Source organism: Nitrosopumilus sp. (assembly GCF_025699125.1).
GTDB lineage: Archaea > Thermoproteota > Nitrososphaeria > Nitrososphaerales > Nitrosopumilaceae > Nitrosopumilus.
Map to the genome: position 1 here is coordinate 272,073 of NZ_JAILWC010000002.1, position 19,350 is coordinate 291,422.

General features: G+C 28.5%; 19 protein-coding genes. 10 read left to right on the plus strand and 9 right to left on the minus strand.

Annotated elements, in window-relative coordinates:
• Positions 1–45 precede the first annotated feature (45 nt).
• The 4 genes from K5783_RS07035 (at position 46) to K5783_RS07050 (ending at position 5,332) form a co-directional block, all read left to right on the plus strand.
• On the plus strand, positions 46–1,941 hold the full coding sequence (locus K5783_RS07035; protein WP_297473303.1) for a hypothetical protein: 1,896 nt from the start codon (positions 46–48) through the stop codon (positions 1,939–1,941).
• Between the two features lie 127 nt (positions 1,942–2,068).
• Positions 2,069–3,379 carry a DUF4910 domain-containing protein gene (locus K5783_RS07040; protein ID WP_297473305.1) on the plus strand — a complete coding sequence of 437 codons (1,311 nt, stop codon included), beginning with the start codon at positions 2,069–2,071 and terminating at the stop codon, positions 3,377–3,379.
• Between the two features lie 301 nt (positions 3,380–3,680).
• Complete coding sequence (locus K5783_RS07045; RefSeq protein ID WP_278974994.1) at positions 3,681–4,274, plus strand: class I SAM-dependent methyltransferase; 594 nt, start codon at positions 3,681–3,683, stop codon at positions 4,272–4,274.
• A gap of 62 nt (positions 4,275–4,336) precedes the next feature.
• Positions 4,337–5,332: an SDR family NAD(P)-dependent oxidoreductase gene (locus K5783_RS07050; RefSeq protein WP_366939169.1), complete on the plus strand. Its 996-nt coding sequence runs from the start codon at positions 4,337–4,339 to the stop codon at positions 5,330–5,332.
• A gap of 28 nt (positions 5,333–5,360) precedes the next feature.
• Here K5783_RS07050 and K5783_RS07055 read toward each other — a convergent pair whose 3' ends face one another.
• Positions 5,361–5,780 (minus strand): GNAT family N-acetyltransferase, encoded by a 420-nt coding sequence (locus K5783_RS07055; RefSeq protein ID WP_278974995.1) that lies wholly within the window; start codon positions 5,778–5,780, stop codon positions 5,361–5,363.
• A 60-nt stretch (positions 5,781–5,840) separates the two neighbouring features.
• Here K5783_RS07055 and K5783_RS07060 point away from each other — a divergent pair, with 60 nt between their 5' ends.
• Positions 5,841–6,572 carry an N-acetylneuraminate synthase family protein gene (locus tag K5783_RS07060; RefSeq protein WP_297473306.1) on the plus strand — a complete coding sequence of 244 codons (732 nt, stop codon included), beginning with the start codon at positions 5,841–5,843 and terminating at the stop codon, positions 6,570–6,572.
• 6 nt (positions 6,573–6,578) lie between these two features.
• Here the strand turns inward: K5783_RS07060 and K5783_RS07065 are convergent, their stop codons facing one another.
• Genes K5783_RS07065 through K5783_RS07080 form a run of 4 tightly spaced genes read right to left on the minus strand, consistent with a single transcriptional unit; the run spans position 6,579 to position 10,211 of the window.
• The gene (locus tag K5783_RS07065; RefSeq protein WP_297473307.1) at positions 6,579–7,664 is read right to left on the minus strand and encodes a DegT/DnrJ/EryC1/StrS aminotransferase family protein; all 1,086 of its coding nucleotides are present in this window, start codon (positions 7,662–7,664) and stop codon (positions 6,579–6,581) included.
• On the minus strand, positions 7,648–8,442 hold the full coding sequence (locus K5783_RS07070; RefSeq protein WP_297473308.1) for a glycosyltransferase family protein: 795 nt from the start codon (positions 8,440–8,442) through the stop codon (positions 7,648–7,650). The genes K5783_RS07065 and K5783_RS07070 overlap by 17 nt, the downstream gene beginning before the upstream one ends.
• 12 nt (positions 8,443–8,454) lie before the next feature.
• Positions 8,455–9,027, minus strand: a complete 573-nt coding sequence (locus tag K5783_RS07075; RefSeq protein ID WP_278974999.1) for an aldolase/citrate lyase family protein — start codon at positions 9,025–9,027, stop codon at positions 8,455–8,457.
• A 59-nt stretch (positions 9,028–9,086) separates the two neighbouring features.
• Positions 9,087–10,211 carry a hypothetical protein gene (locus K5783_RS07080; RefSeq protein ID WP_297473311.1) on the minus strand — a complete coding sequence of 375 codons (1,125 nt, stop codon included), beginning with the start codon at positions 10,209–10,211 and terminating at the stop codon, positions 9,087–9,089.
• Positions 10,212–10,323: 112 nt separating this feature from the next.
• Between K5783_RS07080 and K5783_RS07085 the strand changes: the two genes are divergently transcribed.
• Both K5783_RS07085 and K5783_RS07090 read left to right on the plus strand, forming a co-directional pair.
• Positions 10,324–11,115 carry a class I SAM-dependent methyltransferase gene (locus tag K5783_RS07085; RefSeq protein WP_297473312.1) on the plus strand — a complete coding sequence of 264 codons (792 nt, stop codon included), beginning with the start codon at positions 10,324–10,326 and terminating at the stop codon, positions 11,113–11,115.
• A 68-nt stretch (positions 11,116–11,183) separates the two neighbouring features.
• On the plus strand, positions 11,184–11,996 hold the full coding sequence (locus K5783_RS07090) for a class I SAM-dependent methyltransferase (RefSeq protein WP_297473313.1): 813 nt from the start codon (positions 11,184–11,186) through the stop codon (positions 11,994–11,996).
• 152 nt (positions 11,997–12,148) lie between these two features.
• Here the strand turns inward: K5783_RS07090 and K5783_RS07095 are convergent, their stop codons facing one another.
• A complete protein-coding gene (locus tag K5783_RS07095; protein ID WP_297473315.1) occupies positions 12,149–12,652 on the minus strand; it encodes a hypothetical protein in 504 nt (167 codons plus the stop codon).
• Positions 12,653–12,854: 202 nt separating this feature from the next.
• Between K5783_RS07095 and K5783_RS07100 the strand changes: the two genes are divergently transcribed.
• Positions 12,855–13,835, plus strand: coding sequence for a glycosyltransferase family 4 protein (locus K5783_RS07100; protein WP_297473316.1), 981 nt, complete (start codon positions 12,855–12,857; stop codon positions 13,833–13,835).
• On the opposite strand, the gene K5783_RS07105 is transcribed toward K5783_RS07100, so the two are convergent.
• The 3 genes from K5783_RS07105 to K5783_RS07115 all read right to left on the minus strand — a co-directional run bounded on the left by K5783_RS07105 (position 13,822) and on the right by K5783_RS07115 (position 17,189).
• Positions 13,822–15,051: an asparagine synthase C-terminal domain-containing protein gene (locus K5783_RS07105; RefSeq protein WP_297473317.1), complete on the minus strand. Its 1,230-nt coding sequence runs from the start codon at positions 15,049–15,051 to the stop codon at positions 13,822–13,824. The genes K5783_RS07100 and K5783_RS07105 overlap by 14 nt on opposite strands.
• Positions 15,032–16,417, minus strand: a complete 1,386-nt coding sequence (locus tag K5783_RS07110) for a nucleotide sugar dehydrogenase (protein ID WP_297473318.1) — start codon at positions 16,415–16,417, stop codon at positions 15,032–15,034. The genes K5783_RS07105 and K5783_RS07110 overlap by 20 nt, the downstream gene beginning before the upstream one ends.
• A 64-nt stretch (positions 16,418–16,481) precedes the next feature.
• The gene (locus tag K5783_RS07115; RefSeq protein ID WP_297473321.1) at positions 16,482–17,189 is read right to left on the minus strand and encodes a PIG-L deacetylase family protein; all 708 of its coding nucleotides are present in this window, start codon (positions 17,187–17,189) and stop codon (positions 16,482–16,484) included.
• Positions 17,190–17,320: 131 nt separating this feature from the next.
• On the opposite strand from K5783_RS07115, the gene K5783_RS07120 reads away from it, so the two are divergent.
• Both K5783_RS07120 and K5783_RS07125 read left to right on the plus strand, forming a co-directional pair.
• Positions 17,321–18,238 (plus strand): NAD-dependent epimerase/dehydratase family protein, encoded by a 918-nt coding sequence (locus K5783_RS07120; RefSeq protein WP_297473322.1) that lies wholly within the window; start codon positions 17,321–17,323, stop codon positions 18,236–18,238.
• 50 nt (positions 18,239–18,288) lie between these two features.
• The gene (locus tag K5783_RS07125; RefSeq protein ID WP_297473324.1) at positions 18,289–19,350 is read left to right on the plus strand and encodes a glycosyltransferase family 4 protein; all 1,062 of its coding nucleotides are present in this window, start codon (positions 18,289–18,291) and stop codon (positions 19,348–19,350) included.

The window sequence follows — 19,350 nt, forward strand, 5'->3', positions numbered from 1 at the left end:
TATTACTAAACTAATTTTATATTGCAATAGGAGTTTAATATTAAAATGAATTCAGAAATTATTGTTAATGAGGAATTATTGTTAAAAAATAATGAAAGAGCAAACATAATTTTTGCAGATTCAACTACATCATTTAGTAAATTAAAAAATATAATTCAAGAATTTAAGGATGTAAGAATTATTGTTTTTGATATTGACTTAAGAAAAAAACTGTTGAAAAATAATATTAGTCATATTATTTCTGATGAATTTCTCAGTGAAAATGATCTTGAATTAATTCAAAATGAGGCATATAATCTGTCTAAATGGTTTGATCAATCTGAAATCAATTCTGAATTAATTTTTGAGAATGTCAACATTGGAAGATTGTTTCATGAACAATTCGCTGAATTTTTAGTAAAATTCTTAAGAAAATATAGAGTAATTTACAATTTTTATAAAAAATACTCAAATTGCGTATTTTTTGCATCAGGAATTTTATTTGATATTATAAATTCATTTTCAGATTCAAGTAAAAAAATTGAAGAGGAGATAAAGGAAACAAATTTTATTTTTGATAAGGTCAGAGTAGATTTCAAAGTAGGAAATCGTTATTTTATGATTTTGATTTCTCGAAAATTATATCTGAAGTTAAAAAAACTCTCAGAGATTTTTATCAATTTGTTTTTTGGACCAAAGAAAAAAATTAATGGTAAATCATCATTACTTGTTGAAATTCATACTGATAGATACAAAAAATTATTATTAAAATCTAAAAGTGAATCATTAAGTCTATTTTTTTATGGTAGGCGAAGACCAGCAATTTGGAATTTTGATACATATAAAATTTTTAAGAAATCAGATTGTAAGATTATTTCTTCACAGGTATTAAAAGATAATAGATTTGAAATAAATAAAGATGCCAAAATAAACGAATTAAAAATTCAGATTGAGAAATTATGGAAAAATGATGAATTTTTTACAAAGTTTTTTTCTAAGGATGGCATTTCATCATGGAGTATTATCAAGCCTACACTCATGAATTTAATCAATAATAGAATTGAAGAAGTAGTTAATGAAATCGAATTGGTAAAAAGATTATTTAAAAAATTCAGATTTAATTCCGTAGTTGTTTTTCAAGAGGTGGGTTTAACAGAACAGATAGTAATTAGTCAAGCAAAACAATTTGATATTCCAATTGTTCTTTTACAACAAGGTCTTTACTATGATACGGAAGAAGCAAAAACTGCAAATAAAGTAATGACAGTATATCCAAGAAATGCAGATAAATTTGCAGTGTGGGGTGAAATTTCCAAAAGTGATGCTCTTAAAAATGCAAAATTATCTGATTCAAGAGTAGAAGTTATAGGAGCACCACGATATGATAATGAGGAATTTTGGAATTTAACAAGTAAAAAAGAATATGTTCTTTTAGCTGCACAAGGACCTGCTTATAACTATGTTCAAGGACATCAAATAAAAAATTTCGAAGATTATGAAGATGCAATTTCTAAAATTTGTAAAATTCTATTAGAACATAATAAAAAAATTGTTATAAAATTACATCCTAGTCCTAGAGAATTTGACATAACAAATTATATTAAAAACATTAATTCTGAAATTGGTGTAGTAACTACAGGAGATATTATTCCATTAATCAAATCATGTAGTATGATGATTTCAATGGGGTTATCAACATCAATTATAGAAGCACAAATTCTTCATAAACCAGTTATTATTGTTCCAGTTGTAGATTATAAAATGGGTGTACCAGAAATATTTAAAAATAATTATTCTACTATATGTTCTCCAAATAATTTTGAAGAGAAATTAAGAAAAATGCTAGAAAATAATGAAGTAGAAAAGGAGATGATTAAGAAAGGGGATGATTTTATGAATAAATATTTGGCAAATCCTAAAAATGCAACAGAAAGTTTTATTGAACTACTTAAAACATTATAAAAATAATTTTTCAAACTAAAGTATTTTTTATTATAGAGAATATATTAACTCTATTTTGAATAAATATTGTAAGTTGAATAATAAGAATGATTTTCATAAAATAGATTTTCCAGATTATGGGGGGGAAATGTATGAATTGGTACGTGAATTATTTCCAATTTGTCGCAGTATAACAGGAAATGGAGTTAGAGAAACTCTTGAAATAATTAAAAAACACATACCTATAAAAATTCATGAAGTTCCAAGCGGAACAAAAGTTTTTGATTGGATAATACCAAAAGAGTGGAATATCAAAGATGCTTATGTAAAAAATTCAAAAGGTGAAAAAATTATTGATTTTAAAAAATCAAATTTACATATTTTAAATTATAGTAGTCCAATAAATAAAAAAGTTACATTAAGTGAATTAAAGGAGCATCTATACACTTTACCTGAACATCCAAATTGGATTCCATACAGAACTTCATATTATAAAGAGAATTGGGGATTTTGTATACCACATGAACAATTTAAAAAATTAACAGAAGATGAATACGAAGTAGTAATATCATCCACATTAGATAAAGGGCATTTAACATATGGAGAATTACTCTTGAGAGGTGAAAGTCAAAACGAGATTTTATTTTCATGTTATATTTGTCATCCTTCTATGTGTAATGATAATTTAAGTGGAGTATCGCTTCTAACATTTCTTGCAAAATATCTTTTAAACAAGAAATTAAAATTCTCATATCGATTTTTGTTTATTCCAGAAACGATTGGTGCAATAACTTGGTTATCTATTAATGAAAAAAAAATTGATAGAATAAAAGGTGGACTTGTTGCAACATGTTTAGGGGATAGTGGACACATTACATACAAAAAGACAAGAGATGGGAATTCAATGATTGACAAAATTGTTGAAAATATTCTAAAAGAATCTGGAGAAAAATATGAGATTATTGATTTCTTTCCAGCAGGTAGCGATGAAAGACAGTTTTCTTCCCCAGGATTCAATCTTCCAATTGGATCAATTACCAGAACACTTTATGGAAAATTTCCCGAATATCATACATCTGCGGATAACCTAGATTTTGTACATCCAAAAAATTTTCAAAGTACTTTTGAGAAATATCTAAGTGTAATTTTTGAATTGGAAGAACATTTTGGAGGTTCTTCCTTGAGCAAAAGTACTCAAAAACATACAAAAAAAACGGAATTAATGTTCAAGAATATTTATCCAAAATGTGAGCCCAATCTTGGTAAAAGAGGATTATATGATATGATTGGAGCAAAGAAAGATGGGATGAAAGATAAAATGCCAATATTTTGGGTGTTAAATTTTTCTGATGGGGAAAATAGCCTATTAGACATATCACAGCGTTCAAAAATAGAATTGAGTGATATCAAGCTAGCTGCAAAACGATTGGTTGAATCAGGTTTAATTCAACCAATCTAACGAAATTAATTTTAGACATAATGGAATTTTAATCATTTTAAACAGTTGATAAATAATTTATGTACGATAGATCCAAAAATTACAGGAAATGGTTTGTCCTCTATGTGAATCAAGAGAATTTCAAGAAATAAAGTTGGATACATGTAAAGTATTTCAGTGTAGTCAATGTTCTTTACAATATATAGATAGTAAAGAACATAGCAGAAATTCCAATTATCTGAAAAATTATAAGGAATCAAGAAAGGAGAATTCTACTTCAAGTAGATTGCGGCAAATACAATACTCTATAGATGCCAAACATTTGAAAAAAATAGTTCCGAAAGGGAATGTATTAGATATTGGGTGTTCAACTGGAGGATTCCTAGCTAATCTAAGTAAAATTTCTGATCTCCAACTTTATGGAATAGACATAGATAGAGATGCAATCGCGATAGCTGAAGAAAAATGCAATTCAGCAATCAATTTTACTGAAACAGATTTGATTAACTATCAAACTAATTTGAAGTTTGACTGTATAGTATTTAGAGGATCTTTTCAATTTTTAGGATTTGATCTAAAAGAAACCATGAAAAAAATTGCTGAGTTAAGTTCAGAAAATGTAAAAATTATTATTTACAGCCTTCCCAATTCTGATTCAATTTTATATAATTTATTAAAAGATAATTGGCATTTATTTGATGAAATTTCACATACATTGATTTTCAATAAAATGTCCATAATGAAGTTATGTGAAATATATAATTATAAAATTCAAGAATGTTCATATCCATACTTAGAAACGCCATATGCAAATCATGTAAAAGACAATGAAAGTTTAATTCAGTTAATTAAAGGTGAGACAAAAAAGAGTTTTCCTTTTTGGGGAAATATTATGCAAATAGTTTTAGAAAAATAATAACATATTTAATTTTTTTAGATAAGCAAAGCTTTTTAGAATTAGTTAGAAGAGAATCCATCATGGAAGGAAAAAAGATCCTAATTACAGGCGGTACAGGTTCATTAGGACAGGCTCTTACTAAACGCCTTTTAGAAATGAAAGTAGACACAATTAGAATTTTCAGTAGAAATGAAGAAAAACAGATTCAGATGGAAAATCAATTTAACGATAATCGTCTTAGATTTTTTTTAGGAGATATTAATGATTATGAACGTTTAAAACGAGCTTTTGAAGATATAGATATCGTTTTTCATACTGCAGCATTAAAACATGTTCCAAAGATAGAATACAATCCTTTTGAAGCAATTAAAACAAATGTAATAGGTTCACAGAATGTAATTAACGCTTGTCTACATGAAAATGTAGAAAAAGCTGTTGCGATAGGTACAGATAAAGCTGTTTCTCCATTAAACACCTATGGAGCTACAAAATTATTAATGGAAAAACTATTTGTAACTGCAAATAATTTTGCAGATCCAGAAAAACATTTAACTAAATTTATTTCTGTCAGATATGGAAATGTTTTTGGTAGTAGTGGTTCAGTAATACCATTATTTCTTGAACAGATTAAGCAAAAGAAAAAAATCACAATAACAGATCCGAGAATGACTAGATTTAGTATTACAATGGATGAAGCATTAGATTTTATTTTGAATGCTACAAATTCAGGTAAAGGTTCAGAGATTTTTGTACCAAAAATGCGGGCATATAACATCATGGACCTAAAAGATGCTTTAAGCGATTTATTTGAAAATGTCAGTGAAGAAATTATAGGGATAAGAGCTGGAGAAAAATTGCATGAAATTTTAATTAGTGAAGATGAAATTAGGTATAGTTGGGAATACAATAACATGTATTTTATTACAAATCCACTATATCCACTATTTCACATAGATAATATCAAAGAAGTATATCAAGGAATAAAAAAAATAGAAAATGTTAAAGATTATTCATCAGATAAAGTAGAAAAGATATCAAAAGAAGAATTAAAGCAAATGATTAAAAAAGTAATTTAAGATAAAGAAATAATACGTAAAGAATAATTTATTTTTCTAATTCATAGGTATGTTGAATTAGATTGAATTTTTGATTTTTAAAAAATTGAATTGATTTCTTATTTTTTGGATTTATATTTGCTAAATATCTGGAACGAGGATGTTTTTCCATTAATAGGTTAATTGCAGCAGAAGCAATACCCTTACTATGAAAATCCTTTTTAACGAAAATACCAATTTCGTTATCTTTTGTCAGGTAAACTGAGCCTACAGGATTTTGGAAGGCTTCAATAATATACCATTTTGAGTAGGGTTTGGACATGACAAATTTTACATGTTGTGTAAAACTAGGCATTTTTTTATGAGAGATATTTGCTCTTGGATCTCTTTCCTTTAACAAATCATAAAGAAATTCACAGTCTGATTTTTTCACAGATTTCAATTTAACAGAGATCACATTATTTTTCATTAGAATTAATTTAATCGAAACTTTAAAACAGTTAAATTTTTCCTTATGTGTGTTAAATAATTGAAAACCATAATTGTAGCTGAGATAGGTTCAAACTGGGAAGGAAGTGTATCAAAAGCTAAAAAAATTATTCAGGAATGTAAAAAAGCCGGAGCAGACATAGTAAAATTTCAAATGTGGCGTGCAGAAGATCTTTATTCAAAGAATCATCCGAATTGGAAAGAAATTAAAAAATCTGAGTTAACATTTGAAAAAGCTAGAAAAATTAAAAAAATTGCTGATCAAGCAAGAATAGAATTCATGTGTAGTGTATTTTATCCAGAAGCTGTAACATTTCTAGAAACGTTAAATGTAAAAAAATACAAAATAGCATCAAGAACTTGTCTTATTAAAGATCCACATTCACTTGAAGTATTAGAAAGTAAGGCTTTAACAAAAAAACCAATCATCATAAGTATGGGAATGGGTGGAGATAAGAAAAAAATAGAGAGGATATTTTCTAAAAATAAAACCATTTTTTGTTATTGTATTTCAGAATATCCATTGGAATTCAAGAAAATTGATTGGAAAGAAGCTCTAAAGTATGATGGGTTTTCTGATCACACATCAGGAATTACAGCACCCATATTATTTACAATATTGAAAAAACAAAAAAAATCCAAACAGATTCTAATCGAAAAGCATGTTAAATTAAAAAATTCTAAAGGTCCAGATGCATCAACTTCAATGAATACCAAGGAATTATCTGAATTAGTATCAAATATCAGAATTATTGAAAACGCAAATTTTTAATTAAAATTAGGAAAATTCATTGACTGCGTCAATTATTTTGTAAATTTGATCATTTGATAGGTTTGGATGAATGGGAATAGAAACTATCTCGTTTCCCACTTTTTCTGTTACAGGTAGATGGGAATTGGTTTTATACATTGAAAAGGTGTGGACTGGCCTATAATGGATTCCAGTTTCAATTCCAATTTGATTCATTTTTTTTCTAAATTGATTTCTATTTTTTACTCGAATCCAATATAGGTGATAAGAACAATTTTCATCAAATATCATTTTTTGTTCTAAATTAATTTTTTTAGAATATAATTTAGCAATTTTTTTTCTTTTTATATTTAATTTATCTAATTTTTTTAATTGTATAATTCCAATTGCTGCTGAGAATTCATTCATGTAATAATTCCAACCCATTTCCTGTACATCATAAAATGAATCATGTCGATTTGTAATACCACACCAACGTCTAGATTCCAATATTTTTTTAAATTTTTTAGAAGATTTACCATTAAGGGAAATCAACCCCCCTGTAGGCATTGCAAGATTTTTGACAGGATGAAAGCTAAAACAAACAGCACTACTGTGTTTTCCGATTTTTTGATTCTTATATGTTGAACCAGACGCATGTGCAGCATCCTCTATTCGAGTTAAATCATAATCCTTGCAGATTTTTTTTATTTTGCTCAAATCACAAGGCATTCCCCCAAAATGTACAGGAAGAATCACTTTGGTTTTATCAGTTATAGATTGAGTAATCTGTTCAGCATCAATACAGAGATTTTTTTCATCCACATCCACAAAAATAGGTTTACCACCATTCAACTTTATTGCATGAATTGTTGAGACAAATGTTAAAGAGGGAACAATCACTTCTTTATTTTTTATATCCATTAATGATAAAGCAAGATTTAGAGCAGAGGTTCCACTATTTACTGCAACACAATCAGTTGAACCGACATATTTTTTGAATTTGTTTTCAAATATTTTCACATTTCCAGTTCCAGAACCAGATGCCCAGAATTTACTTTGTAATACTTTGATAATAGCTTTTTCTTCAGATTGATCAATTGACGGATCAAATAGCTTAATTTTCTTTGTCATGATTTTCTCTGTCTTTTTTCCTAGATTTAAGGTACTCTTCATCTTCTTTTAGAGATTTTTGGTATCCTTCATGTGGTATTTGATTTTTATTTATTTCAAACAATTCTGGTTCTTTGGAAAGCAAATCAAGAATGTCATTCATCAAGATAGGTCTCTTTTTGATTTTAGACACAATTAATTTTACTAGTGTCAAATCATTTTCACGATCAATTGTCCATCTTAAATTTGAAATATTTTTTGGATGTTCTACATTAAAGATCTTAAAGTTACCAGAATTATTATACAAATAAGGAGTAACGTGTTCTCTTTCAGAAGGCTTTATTGCATTTTTCCATGCTTTTTCAAGGGATTCAAAAGAGAATATTTCAACTTCTGTACCATATGGGAATGTTCTCACATACGCATTTGTTAAACAATCATATGAATTAGCGGTAAATTCTTTTATCAAATCATCCACAATCGTGGGATCTATCAACGGGTTATCTGCAGTGATTCTCACAATAGTGTCAATGGAAAATTCTTTTGCACACTGATAATATCTGTCTAGAACATCATTTGGACTTCCTCTGAAAACATCTACATTCATAGTGGCAACGAAATTTTCTATTACATCATCTTCATCCAGAGTGGTAGTGGCTACAATGGTTTTGTCAACTAATTTACAGGAACGAAGTTGCTCTAAAACATAGTACAAAACTGGATTTTCATCAAGGTTTAGCATCACTTTTCCAGGTAATCTAGTAGAACCAATACGTGCCTGAATTATGCAACCAATCATATGAAATGAAATCTATTTTACATATTCAGTAATACGTTTTTCTTCATCACTGAAAATAACCCCGATTGTTCTTAAAAGAATTATATTGTTTTTAGAACAATATTCTCCTAATTTATTTACATAAGTTACAAAATTTGAAGAAGGTTCATTTCTCTTCAACATTGACGAATAGAGATCATCATGATCAAGCATTGCTATTTTTTCTTGCGAAGGAATTGAATTCATTATCTCTTCAATATTGTTCACACCAGTTGGACTTTCAATTTTAGGAATCAATGTGATGGATGAAGGGAGTAATTCAAGATGTTTTTTGAGATCACTTGCAGATTCAACATTGGAAATTGCCAAATATTTTACGTTTGAATGTGACTCTAATATTGGAATCAGATCTTCAAGTGAGTACTTGTTGTTAGGCGGTTTTGTTCTATGTATGGGCAAATCAACAAAGACATCATGCTCTGAGTGCTTTTTTAAAAGATTTTGTAATTCATCTAATGAATTGGTCCAAGCTAAGTTGATTCTAAAAATTGTATTTTCAGGTACAGGAACTCCGTAATTTGTTAAATTTTGAGAGGCAATTAGCACAAAAAGAATTTTTTTTTGCGTTATTTATCGTTTTTTCATTAATTCTGATTGAAGAAGAATTAATCTCTCATAGAATCAAGGATGATTTTTAATGCTGATTCTGAGATTTTGTGTGTTTTATGAGTCTCATCCAGATAAATCTCAAAATGACCATGTTTTAATTTCTTGATGGATTCTTTAATTTCATTTTCATACGATTTGAATAATTCGCCTGAAAAACAACATGAATCATATTTATTAAAAATCTGAACAAATTTTCTATCATCACCATATGAATTCATTATGTACAAATCAAGATAATTTGCATTTTGATAAAGTGCTGGAAGCCATTGTTCATAGTCTCCATAATTTTGAGGAATTGAACGAAGGTAAATTGGAACAGAGCCGGCAACAGAATAACTTTGTGAAATTCTTGCATCAATTGCAGGATACAAAGTGGCAGTCCAACCGCCACCGGATATACCAACCATATGATATGAGGAAAAATCGTAATTTTCATCCAAATAGTTTAATGATACAGTTATAGGTTCCATAAAAAATTTGATCGGAGATAAATCTGATGATTCAAGAAATCGTAAATGTTCATGCGATGTTAATTTTATTGTACCAATATTAGGTACCTTAATCACAGGTTGATCATTCATTCCCAACAAGGGCATTGAAAATGCCAATACTGCGTAATCATTTTCTAGAAAAAATTGAATGGTTTCTTTTCCTTTGTAGAAATCACCTGCATGACCCTGATGATATATTATTAACTTGTTATTGCTGGATTCAGGGATAAATAGATAAGAGATGGAGTTTACACCATAATCCATTACAACATTAATTTGATCAATTCTTTTGAGATTTTTAAAATTCTCATATAATGGATTTGAAATATTTGTTTGAACGCTATCAGGTAATTTTGAATTAGGAAGTCCATCGCCACTCCAAATAAAATCAATTAAATTATTTCTTAATTTGGATATATCATCGATAGTTTTAATATGAATTAATGAATTTACATCATTTTCATAAATAATATTTTTTTCATCAGAATCGTTTTTTTCATTTAATGAAATCGTTTTTACATAATCTAATTGCTCATATGGAAAGATTTTGTATGTACCTACTAAAACCCCATAAATAAAAACAGAAATGGACAAAGCTGCTATTATTAACAAGAGAGAGTTTTTTTTCAATGTATATGATGATTTTTCATATTAATTTAAAATCTTCTTAATAATGATCTATAAGACGGTCATGATAAATCTGATTTATGGTTATATTGAGAAAATTATTAGGTATTTGTAGATGAAATGTGAGATGGGAGAAAATACTGAAAAGAAATGGTGGGAATTAATTAGAAATGGTGAATTGGCAACAGCTTTGGAAATGTTTCCAAAAGAGAGAAATTTGGAAATTTTAGAGATTGGTGGTCGTGATGGATTCCAGGCAGAATTAATTTCTAAAAAAGGATACAATGTCACTTCAATTGATATCAAACCACTATTTCCACAATTTTTTCCTGTTCAAAAAGGCGATATTAACAAATTAAATTTTAAAGAAAATTCATTTGATATCATATTTTCTTCAAATATGTTACAAGAAATTAATGATATTGAAGTGGCTTTTATGGAAATGAGAAGGGTTTTGAAAAAAGACGGATTAATTATCCATATTGTTCCCTCAACATGGTGGTCATTTATCACAAATTTTTGGCATTATTGTTTTATTCCCAAATATTTGGTCAAGTCAAAGAAATTCCAGCATATTTTTAATTCATATGAAAAAAAAGAAAATAATAACGAAACTCTAAATGATGAAAATGTATCTTCAAAGAAAAATCTAAGAAGATTGTTTTTTCATCCTCTAGGTGCAAATACCAGTTTTATTCATGAGATACTTTATTTTTCAAATTTTTATTGGAAAAAATTATTTAAGAAAAACGGATTCAAAATTGTTAACAAGAAAAACTGCCCTTACTGTTATTCAGGATATGCTGTATTCAAATTCAAATTCATCAAGTTAAGGAAGTTTTTGGCTAAGATTTGTTTTCCAAGTTGTTATTGTTTTACACTAACTCTAAATTCAGTTAGAGATTAACAGATAGTTTGATATTATAACATAATCTGAAAATAGATATGGAATGTATTTCTTGTGGAAATTTATCAATGAAAAAATATACAAATAATTCTTATTTAGAATTACCAGTATTTCAATGCGAAAAATGCAATCTTTACGCTACTGGTGAATCAGAAATTGAAATTACAGAAAAAACAAAATCAATTTACAAAGATAAGCATTGGGGAGACAATAATTTATGGGATGCTAAAAATGCAGTAAAAGATAATTTTTCAGACATAGATTCACAAGGAAAAAGAAGACATTGGATTTCGCAAAAAAAATATTGTAAGCCATATATGAATAACAAAAAAAGCATTTTAGAAATTGGTGCGGGTCAAGGTCAAGCTACATTTTGGTTTGATGAAGAAGGATTTTCGGTTACATCTATTGAACCAGATGAAAATAATGTTAAATTAATTAATCAAAAATTAAAAAATAGTCATTGTATTGTTGGTTCTGCAGAAGATTTTCAATTAAAAGAAAAATTTGACATTATTTGGATGTCACATGTTTTGGAGCATCTAATAAAACCTATTCAGTTTTTTAAAAATATTCAAAAAAATTTAAAGAATGATGGGATTTTTTTTATCGAGGTGCCTAATTGTGAAAATGCCTCTATGCTAAAAGCATCTATTTTTAAAGTACCCCATACATTCCATTTTTCAAAGAAATCTCTAGTAAATTTAGCTAATAAAACAGGGTTCAAAGTAGTAGAATGTGACTATTTTAGACCTGCAACAAAATTTGAAGGAGTTATGAATAAAGTAACAAGATCAAGATTAAAAAAATTTCAATATTATCCAAGAATACCTACAAACAGTAAAAAAGGAAAATTTTTGCGATTAATTTTAAAAGTTTAGAATTAAAATCACAGATTAGTTTTTTAAAGTATGTCAAATATCTTTTTTATAAAAAAGTTCTAAATCAAAACCTAAGAATATTAAATTTTTCATAATAAAAAATAGTTTGAAAAGATTAAATCAAAAAATTTGATTAAATTCTTGAAAATTAATTAAAAAGATATTTTTTTATCAATATTTCTAAAAAATTCTAAATCTTTTTCATTTGTGAATGTTCTGTTTTTCAGTAATTGAGAAATTTCATTTTGTAATACAACAATATTTTCTAAATCTTCTTTTGAAGCTTTTTCAACAGCAGATGACTTGAGAATAAGATCTAATAATTTTAGATTTAATCTTAGAATTGCTTCAGTATTAACAACCATTCTACGCTGATAAGGATTGGTTTCCATTGAGATGTCTACTTCCGATCTAAATGCAGCCGTTTTTTTATAATGAGCATAACCAATAAAGATTAGAAGGGGTATACCTACAAATGTAACAATTACAATATAATGCAAAAAACTTGGAAAAATCAGTAATAAAGAAGGAATACGTTCAATTGCTAAATAATATGTTACAGTCAATGTGTTTATAGCAGCAAAAATAAAAGCAAAATATAGTGACCATCCATTTCGAAAATAAAACCAGGCTCTAAATCCTAAATGCTTTTCCATAAAACAGATAATGATTTAGACTATATCAATATCACTAAAAATTAAAATTGATTTCAGTGAAAAAATTTCAGGATATTTAATATTGAGTAGGCTTGAATAAGAATACACAGAATTGAAATTACTTATAGCATATGGAAGCCAGGGAAAGTTCTTTCATTTAAAAGAATTCTCAGATTCTTTACAAAAATTAGGTGTGAAAACCATGTTGGTCAAGGATACAGATTATAGTACAGGTTTCCCCAGTAAAAGACCACAAGAATGGTTTGGAACAAATAAAAAGTTTAGAAATCTAATTGATGAATTTGCGCCAGATGCTGTGTTTATTGATAGGCAATCTCATTTTGGAATAGATACAATCAAATCAAAAATTCCATTATTTGTTCTGTTAAGAGGGCATTATTGGTCCGAAATCGAATGGGCAAAAAAAACATTACATAAAGGACCAATTATGAGAGCAGTGATTTGGTTTAGAAACAAAACTGCAGAAAAATGTTTTAGAAATGCAATTACAATATTGCCAATATGCAAATACTTGGAAGATGTTGTAAAAGAACATCATCCAACTCAAGAAACGTTTCCATTTTTAGAGGGAATAAATGCCAAACATTGGCATAAAGTTGAAGGAATGAAGTTAAAACATCCCTGTGTAGGTTTGTTGCAAGGTGCAGACTGGTGGGGGAAAACAAAAGAGATGCTAATTTTAAAAAAAGTCATGAAGGAACTTCCAAATGTAAATTTCTATTGGGTAGGTGATGGAGTTTATAGAGAAAATATTATTTCAGAATTAGAAAAATTTGAAAATTTTCATTGGTTGGGACATTTACAGTATCCTGAAAAAGTCAGAGAATTTCTAAGTGAAATAGATATTTACGCACTAGTAAGCGGTATGGATTTGGCTCCACTTACTCTAAAGGAAGCTCAATTAATGGAAAAACCTGTAATTGCTACAAATGCAGGAGGTATTGCCGAGATGATGCAGGATAAAAATACTGGATTTTTGGTTGAAGAAGGAAATTCTAAAGATTTGATAGATAAGATCTCGATTTTGTTAAATGATAAAAAATTAGCCTCAGAAATGGGAAAAAAAGGCAGAGAATTTGTAATTGAAACTTTCAGTTGGGATGTAATAGCCAAACGATTTTTAGATCATGCTAAAAACAGATTAAAAATTAACTTAGACTAGTATCAGATTTCATTTCTTTTGTAATAAATACTCTATACCAAATTTCAAATGCCAATAATCCTAAAAATTTATTCACATATCTAACATCCAGATCATTTTTATCAATATGTTTTAAAATCCAATTCCCATTAATCCATTTATCTTTAACAACTCTTGCATCAGACAAATAATTTTTGCAAATTTTTTGTCCATAAGATTTCCAAAGATTTAACGTATTCACGCTGAATCCTTGTTTTTCTTTTGGAATTAATGTATCCAAAGTATATTTTTTTAATAATCTCTGTAATGGAATTTTCCCAATATTTTTATCAGGATCATATTTCTGGTTTGAATTTAAATGAGCAGCATAAGAAATGATATCTTCAGAAAGTAATGGAGTAATTGATGTTAATTCAAAATAATGGTTTATTTTTTGATTTATTGGGGCAAAATTATACATCAATTTTCCATTATAATCTGCAAGAAAAACTTGATCCAAATCAGACAGAGAATTATCAAAATAGGGCAAAATTTGGTCATAAATCAAATTCCAATCAAAAGATGTTTTTTCTCCAAAAATTTGTTCTTGATCTATCACATTATCTCTTTCATGGCATTTTAGATACGCCTTTGTTTTTTCTAATGGTGAGGATTTTGAATTAACTAGTGATAAAAATTTTGCATACCTAAAAGTATACCCTCCAAATACTTCATCACCTCCATCCCCTGCTGCCAAATAATTTGAAAAATTTTTAGATTTTTTTGCCACATAATACCAATGTAAATCCCAAAATGGAAGTTTAGTAATACTGATGGCTTTTGGTAGTTCTTTTAGATAGTTTTCTAAAAATAATACATGATGATTTATTCCAAAATGTTCAGCAATTTTTTCAGCAGTTTTGGTTTCATCAACACTGTCTGCAAATTTTATTGAAATTGCATCAACTTCTAATTCAGGAATAGTTTTTTTAAGGAAAGCTAATACAAGTGAAGAATCCACACCTCCACTAAGTGCCAGAGAGATTCTTTTTACGTCAGCTTGTTGGATTTCTTTTAAGATGTAATTTTCAATAGATTTTTCAATAAAATCAAGAGAAAGATCATTGGTTTTTGACTCTAAATCCTTCCATGTTAATTGTGGAAGTAATGGTTTCTGAGAAGGATCATATCGTAAAGTAAGAATATTTCTGATTTGGTTTGGATCTACAAGCATATCTCTAGAATTTACCAGTGCCAAGAGATCTAAAGATCAATTTTGATTTTTTTGCATCATCTTTATCAAAAATCCTTTTTGTGTCAATGATTACAGGCATTTGTGTTTTTGATGCTATGTATGATGGCTTTAAATCATAAAATTCTTTGTGAGCAGTTACTAGAACAACAGAATCTACGTTTGACAATGCCTGATCAATATTATTTTCTGTTTCAATATCAAATATGTTTACTGATTTAAAAAATGGATCATATATTTTGATTTTTGAACCATGTTGTTTTAATTTTTCAATAATTGTTTCAGCAGGTGTAAGTTGGATATCTTTAACCTCAGGTTTGTATGAAATTCCCAATATTAGGATGGTTGAATTAGAGATTTCTTTTTTTGCTTCTTTTAATCCATCAATTATCATGCCAATCACATGATCAGGCATGCTTTCATTTACTTCTCTTCCAATTTTTACAAGGTTTAACATATTACTATCAAATTGTTTTGCTGAGTTTAATAGTTGATATGAATTTACGGGCAAGCAGGGTCCTCCGACTCCAGGTCCAGGATAATGAACCTGAAAATTATATTTACTTTTAGCAGCTTCAAGAACAACGGATATGTCAATTCCCAGTTTTTCAAATAATAACGCAAGTTGATTTACAAATGCAATATTAAGATCTCTAAATACATTAGTAGTTAGTTTTACTGCATTTGCAGTTTTACAGTTAGGCATAGGAATTAGTTCTACGGGGAAAACATGTTTGTAAATCTCTGTAATAATTTTAGTGGTTTTATCATCTATTGCACCTACCAATCTGGGAAGATGTGTAAAATCGATCATTATGTCTCCAGGATTTGCAGTTTCTGGACACACTCCTATGAAAAAATTCTTTCCAGCAACTAATTGCTTTTTGCCATCTTCAATAATTTTGATTAGTTCATTTTCAACGAATCCAGGCTCAATTGTACTCTCTACTACTATCAATGAATAAGGTTCTAGCAATTCCCCGAGTTTTGCTCCTACAGATTTTAATGCGGAGTAATCAGGTATGTTGTTTTTATCCATTGGTGTAGGTAATGACAATAATATTACGTCAGAATTTGGAACAGCGTCTTCTATTTTGGTTGTCGCATGAAATTTTTTATTCGTTACTACTTCATTAAATATGACATCATAGCCCGGTTCATCTTTTAAAGGATAGTCATTTGAATTAATTCTAGTTACCAGATCAGCATTTATGTCAACGCCTGTAGTAGGCAATCCTGATTTTGCAAAGGATAGTGCAGTGGGCAATCCAATTCGCCCTACACCAACAACACAAACCTTCAGACTTTTACTAGAGAGTAATTCTTTAACATGTTCTAAATCATCTAATCTGTTTGAATCACTGTTTTTCATAGTTTCACCAATTATTTTTTAATATACATAATGAACAATAATTCACTACATTTGAAATTTTGCATCATATAAAAAATCTATGAACATGGTATGCTTCAGCATAATCAAGGCCAATTTCATTTCCTCTGATTCTTGCAAGGGCAGTTAAACTACTTCCATCTCGTTGTTCAGGACGAATTTGAGTTTTGTAAATATTCATGGCTTTAATTTTTTTGTTAACATCATTTTTTGAAAGATTCACATAAAAATTCGGAGAAAATTTTCCAAATTCAGAAGCGGCTGACCAAAAATAATATTCTGGGGATTCATATGAAACAACTAGATGGGGTAAATGGGATGTTTTTTGTGAATGCGGTCTTAATGCTGCAATTGCAACCTTATACGCTTGAGTATGATCTTGATGAGTTGAAAAGATAGTTGGAATTGCAACTATAGTGGGTTTAATTTTAGAGATTGCAATTTTACTTCTAAATCCTAATAATTCAATTAATTCTTGTTGAGGCATTGTGTCAATATGTATAATTTCATCATGATAATGTGCAATTTCATATTTATCAATATTCAAAAATTTTGAAACCCTTGAAACTTCATTTCTCCAGTCTTCCTTGGTTATTCGTGTTCCTTCAAATTTATCAAATCCTCCTAGTGACAATATTTGAACGTAAACTTGTCCTCCACCTTTTTTTATTTTATTTATCAAGCCAAAACATCCCATTACCTCATCATCAGCATGAGGAGATATGACAAGTAGTTTTTCTTTTTCTAAATTCAATTAGATATCTCCAATAACGACCCATTTTCACAACATAAAAGCATATTGTATAAATCAAAAATAATTTAAAAATTATTCTTAAAGTATTACAAATTCAATAAATTTATGAATACTTGTTTTAGAATCAATTCATGAATATTGCTGTAACAGGAGGGGCGGGTTTTATTGGTAGTCATATTGTAGAGCATTTAGTTAATAGAGGTGATTCTGTTACTGTTATTGATAATCTTCATACAGGAAAGATAGAAAATTTAGATACAGTCATAGATCAAATAAATTTTATTCAGGCAGACATACGAAATATTGATTCATTGAAAAATGTTTTGAAAAATGTTGATGGGGTTTTTCATGAAGCTGCTTTAGCATCAGTTCAAGAGTCATTTTCTAGACCAAATGAATATTATGATGTAAATGTTAATGGCACTGAAAATATTCTCAAATTAGCAAAAAAATTTGGGTTCAAAATAGTGTATGCCAGTTCATCAAGCGTTTATGGAAATCCAATTGATATTCCTATAAAAGAAGATGCGCAAAAAATGCCTGTTAATCCATATGCCAAAACTAAATTGGATGATGAAATTTTAGCAGAAAAATATGCTAAAAATGGTGTCGGTGTTATTGGATTAAGATATTTTAATGTGTTTGGGGAACGTCAATCAGAAAATTATGCAGGAGTAATAAAGTTATTTCTTGAAAGAATACAAAATAAAGAACCACCTATAATTAATGGTGACGGTTCACAGATTAGAGATTTTGTTTATGTAAAAGATGTTGTTAGAGCAAACATTTTGGCATTAGAGAGTAATGTAAAAAATGCTTTTATAAATATAGGAACAGGAAAAACGATTTCAATTTTAGAATTAGCTAATCAAATTATAAAATCATCAAAACTCTCATTGAAACCAATTCATAAAAATGCGTTAGAGGGAGATGTTCATAAAAGTCAGGCGGATGTAACACTAGCCAAAAAATTATTGAATTGGGAATATGAAGTTGAATTAAAAGATTGGTTAAATGAAACAGTATCAGAATTAATAAGAAGGAATTGAAGAGTAGATTACAAAAGTATTATACATTGCTCAAAAATTAATTCATTAAATTGAAATTATTAATTGCAGGATTTGGTCTAAGATACATTCATCTAAAGGGTTTTGCCGATACACTGAAAAAATATAATATTGAATGTAAGGTTGTAGTAGATTCTGAAATATTTGATGGTTTTCCAAGTAGAAAAATTAGAAATTGGTTTCAAAGTAGAAGAAAATTCAATAAGCTAATTAAGGAATTTAAGCCAGATGCAATATTTATTGATAGGCAAAGACATTTTGGAATTGCCGCTTTAAAGGCAGATATTCCATTATTTGTTCATTTGAAAGGAGATTATTGGAAAGAGATGGATATGGCTAGAAAAACACTTTACAAATCATTTCCAAAACGCATTGCTCTTAATCAATGGGATAAGATTGCCAAAAAATGTTTTGAAAATGCAACAGTAATTTTACCGACATGCAAGCATTTGGATAAGGAATTAAAGAAGCATTATCCAGATAAAAAATCTGAAATTTTTTATCAAGGCATAACTCCGTCTCAATGGATTCCAGAAAAAGGAATGAAGTTAAAACATCCTTGTGTAGGATTGCTTCAAGGTGCAGTAATTTGGGAAAAAGCAAAAGAGATGCTTACATTGAAAAAAGTATTGGAAGCCATGCCAGACATTACATTTTATTGGGCAGGTGATGGCCCATATCGTGATAAAATTCTTCCAGAATTACAAAAGTATGAAAATTTTCATTGGTTGGGAAAATTAAAACATCCGGAAGAAGTCAAGAAGTATCTTAGTGAAATTGATGTTTATGCACTGATTAGTGGAATTGACATGTCACCTGTTTCATTATTAGAAGCACAGGTTTTAGGAAAACCGGTAGTTGCTACAAATGTTGGAGGAATTCCTGAAGAAATGAAGGATAAAGAGACAGGTTTTTTGGTAGAGAAGGGAGATCACAGAGATTTAATTTCAAAGATTTCAATGTTATTTGATGATCAGAATAAAGCAAAGCAAATGGGTATTAAAGGTAAGAAATTCGTTGAGGATAATTTTAGCTGGGAAAAAATTGCTGAAGATTTTATTAAAGTTTCAAAAAAATACATTGATGTAAAATGA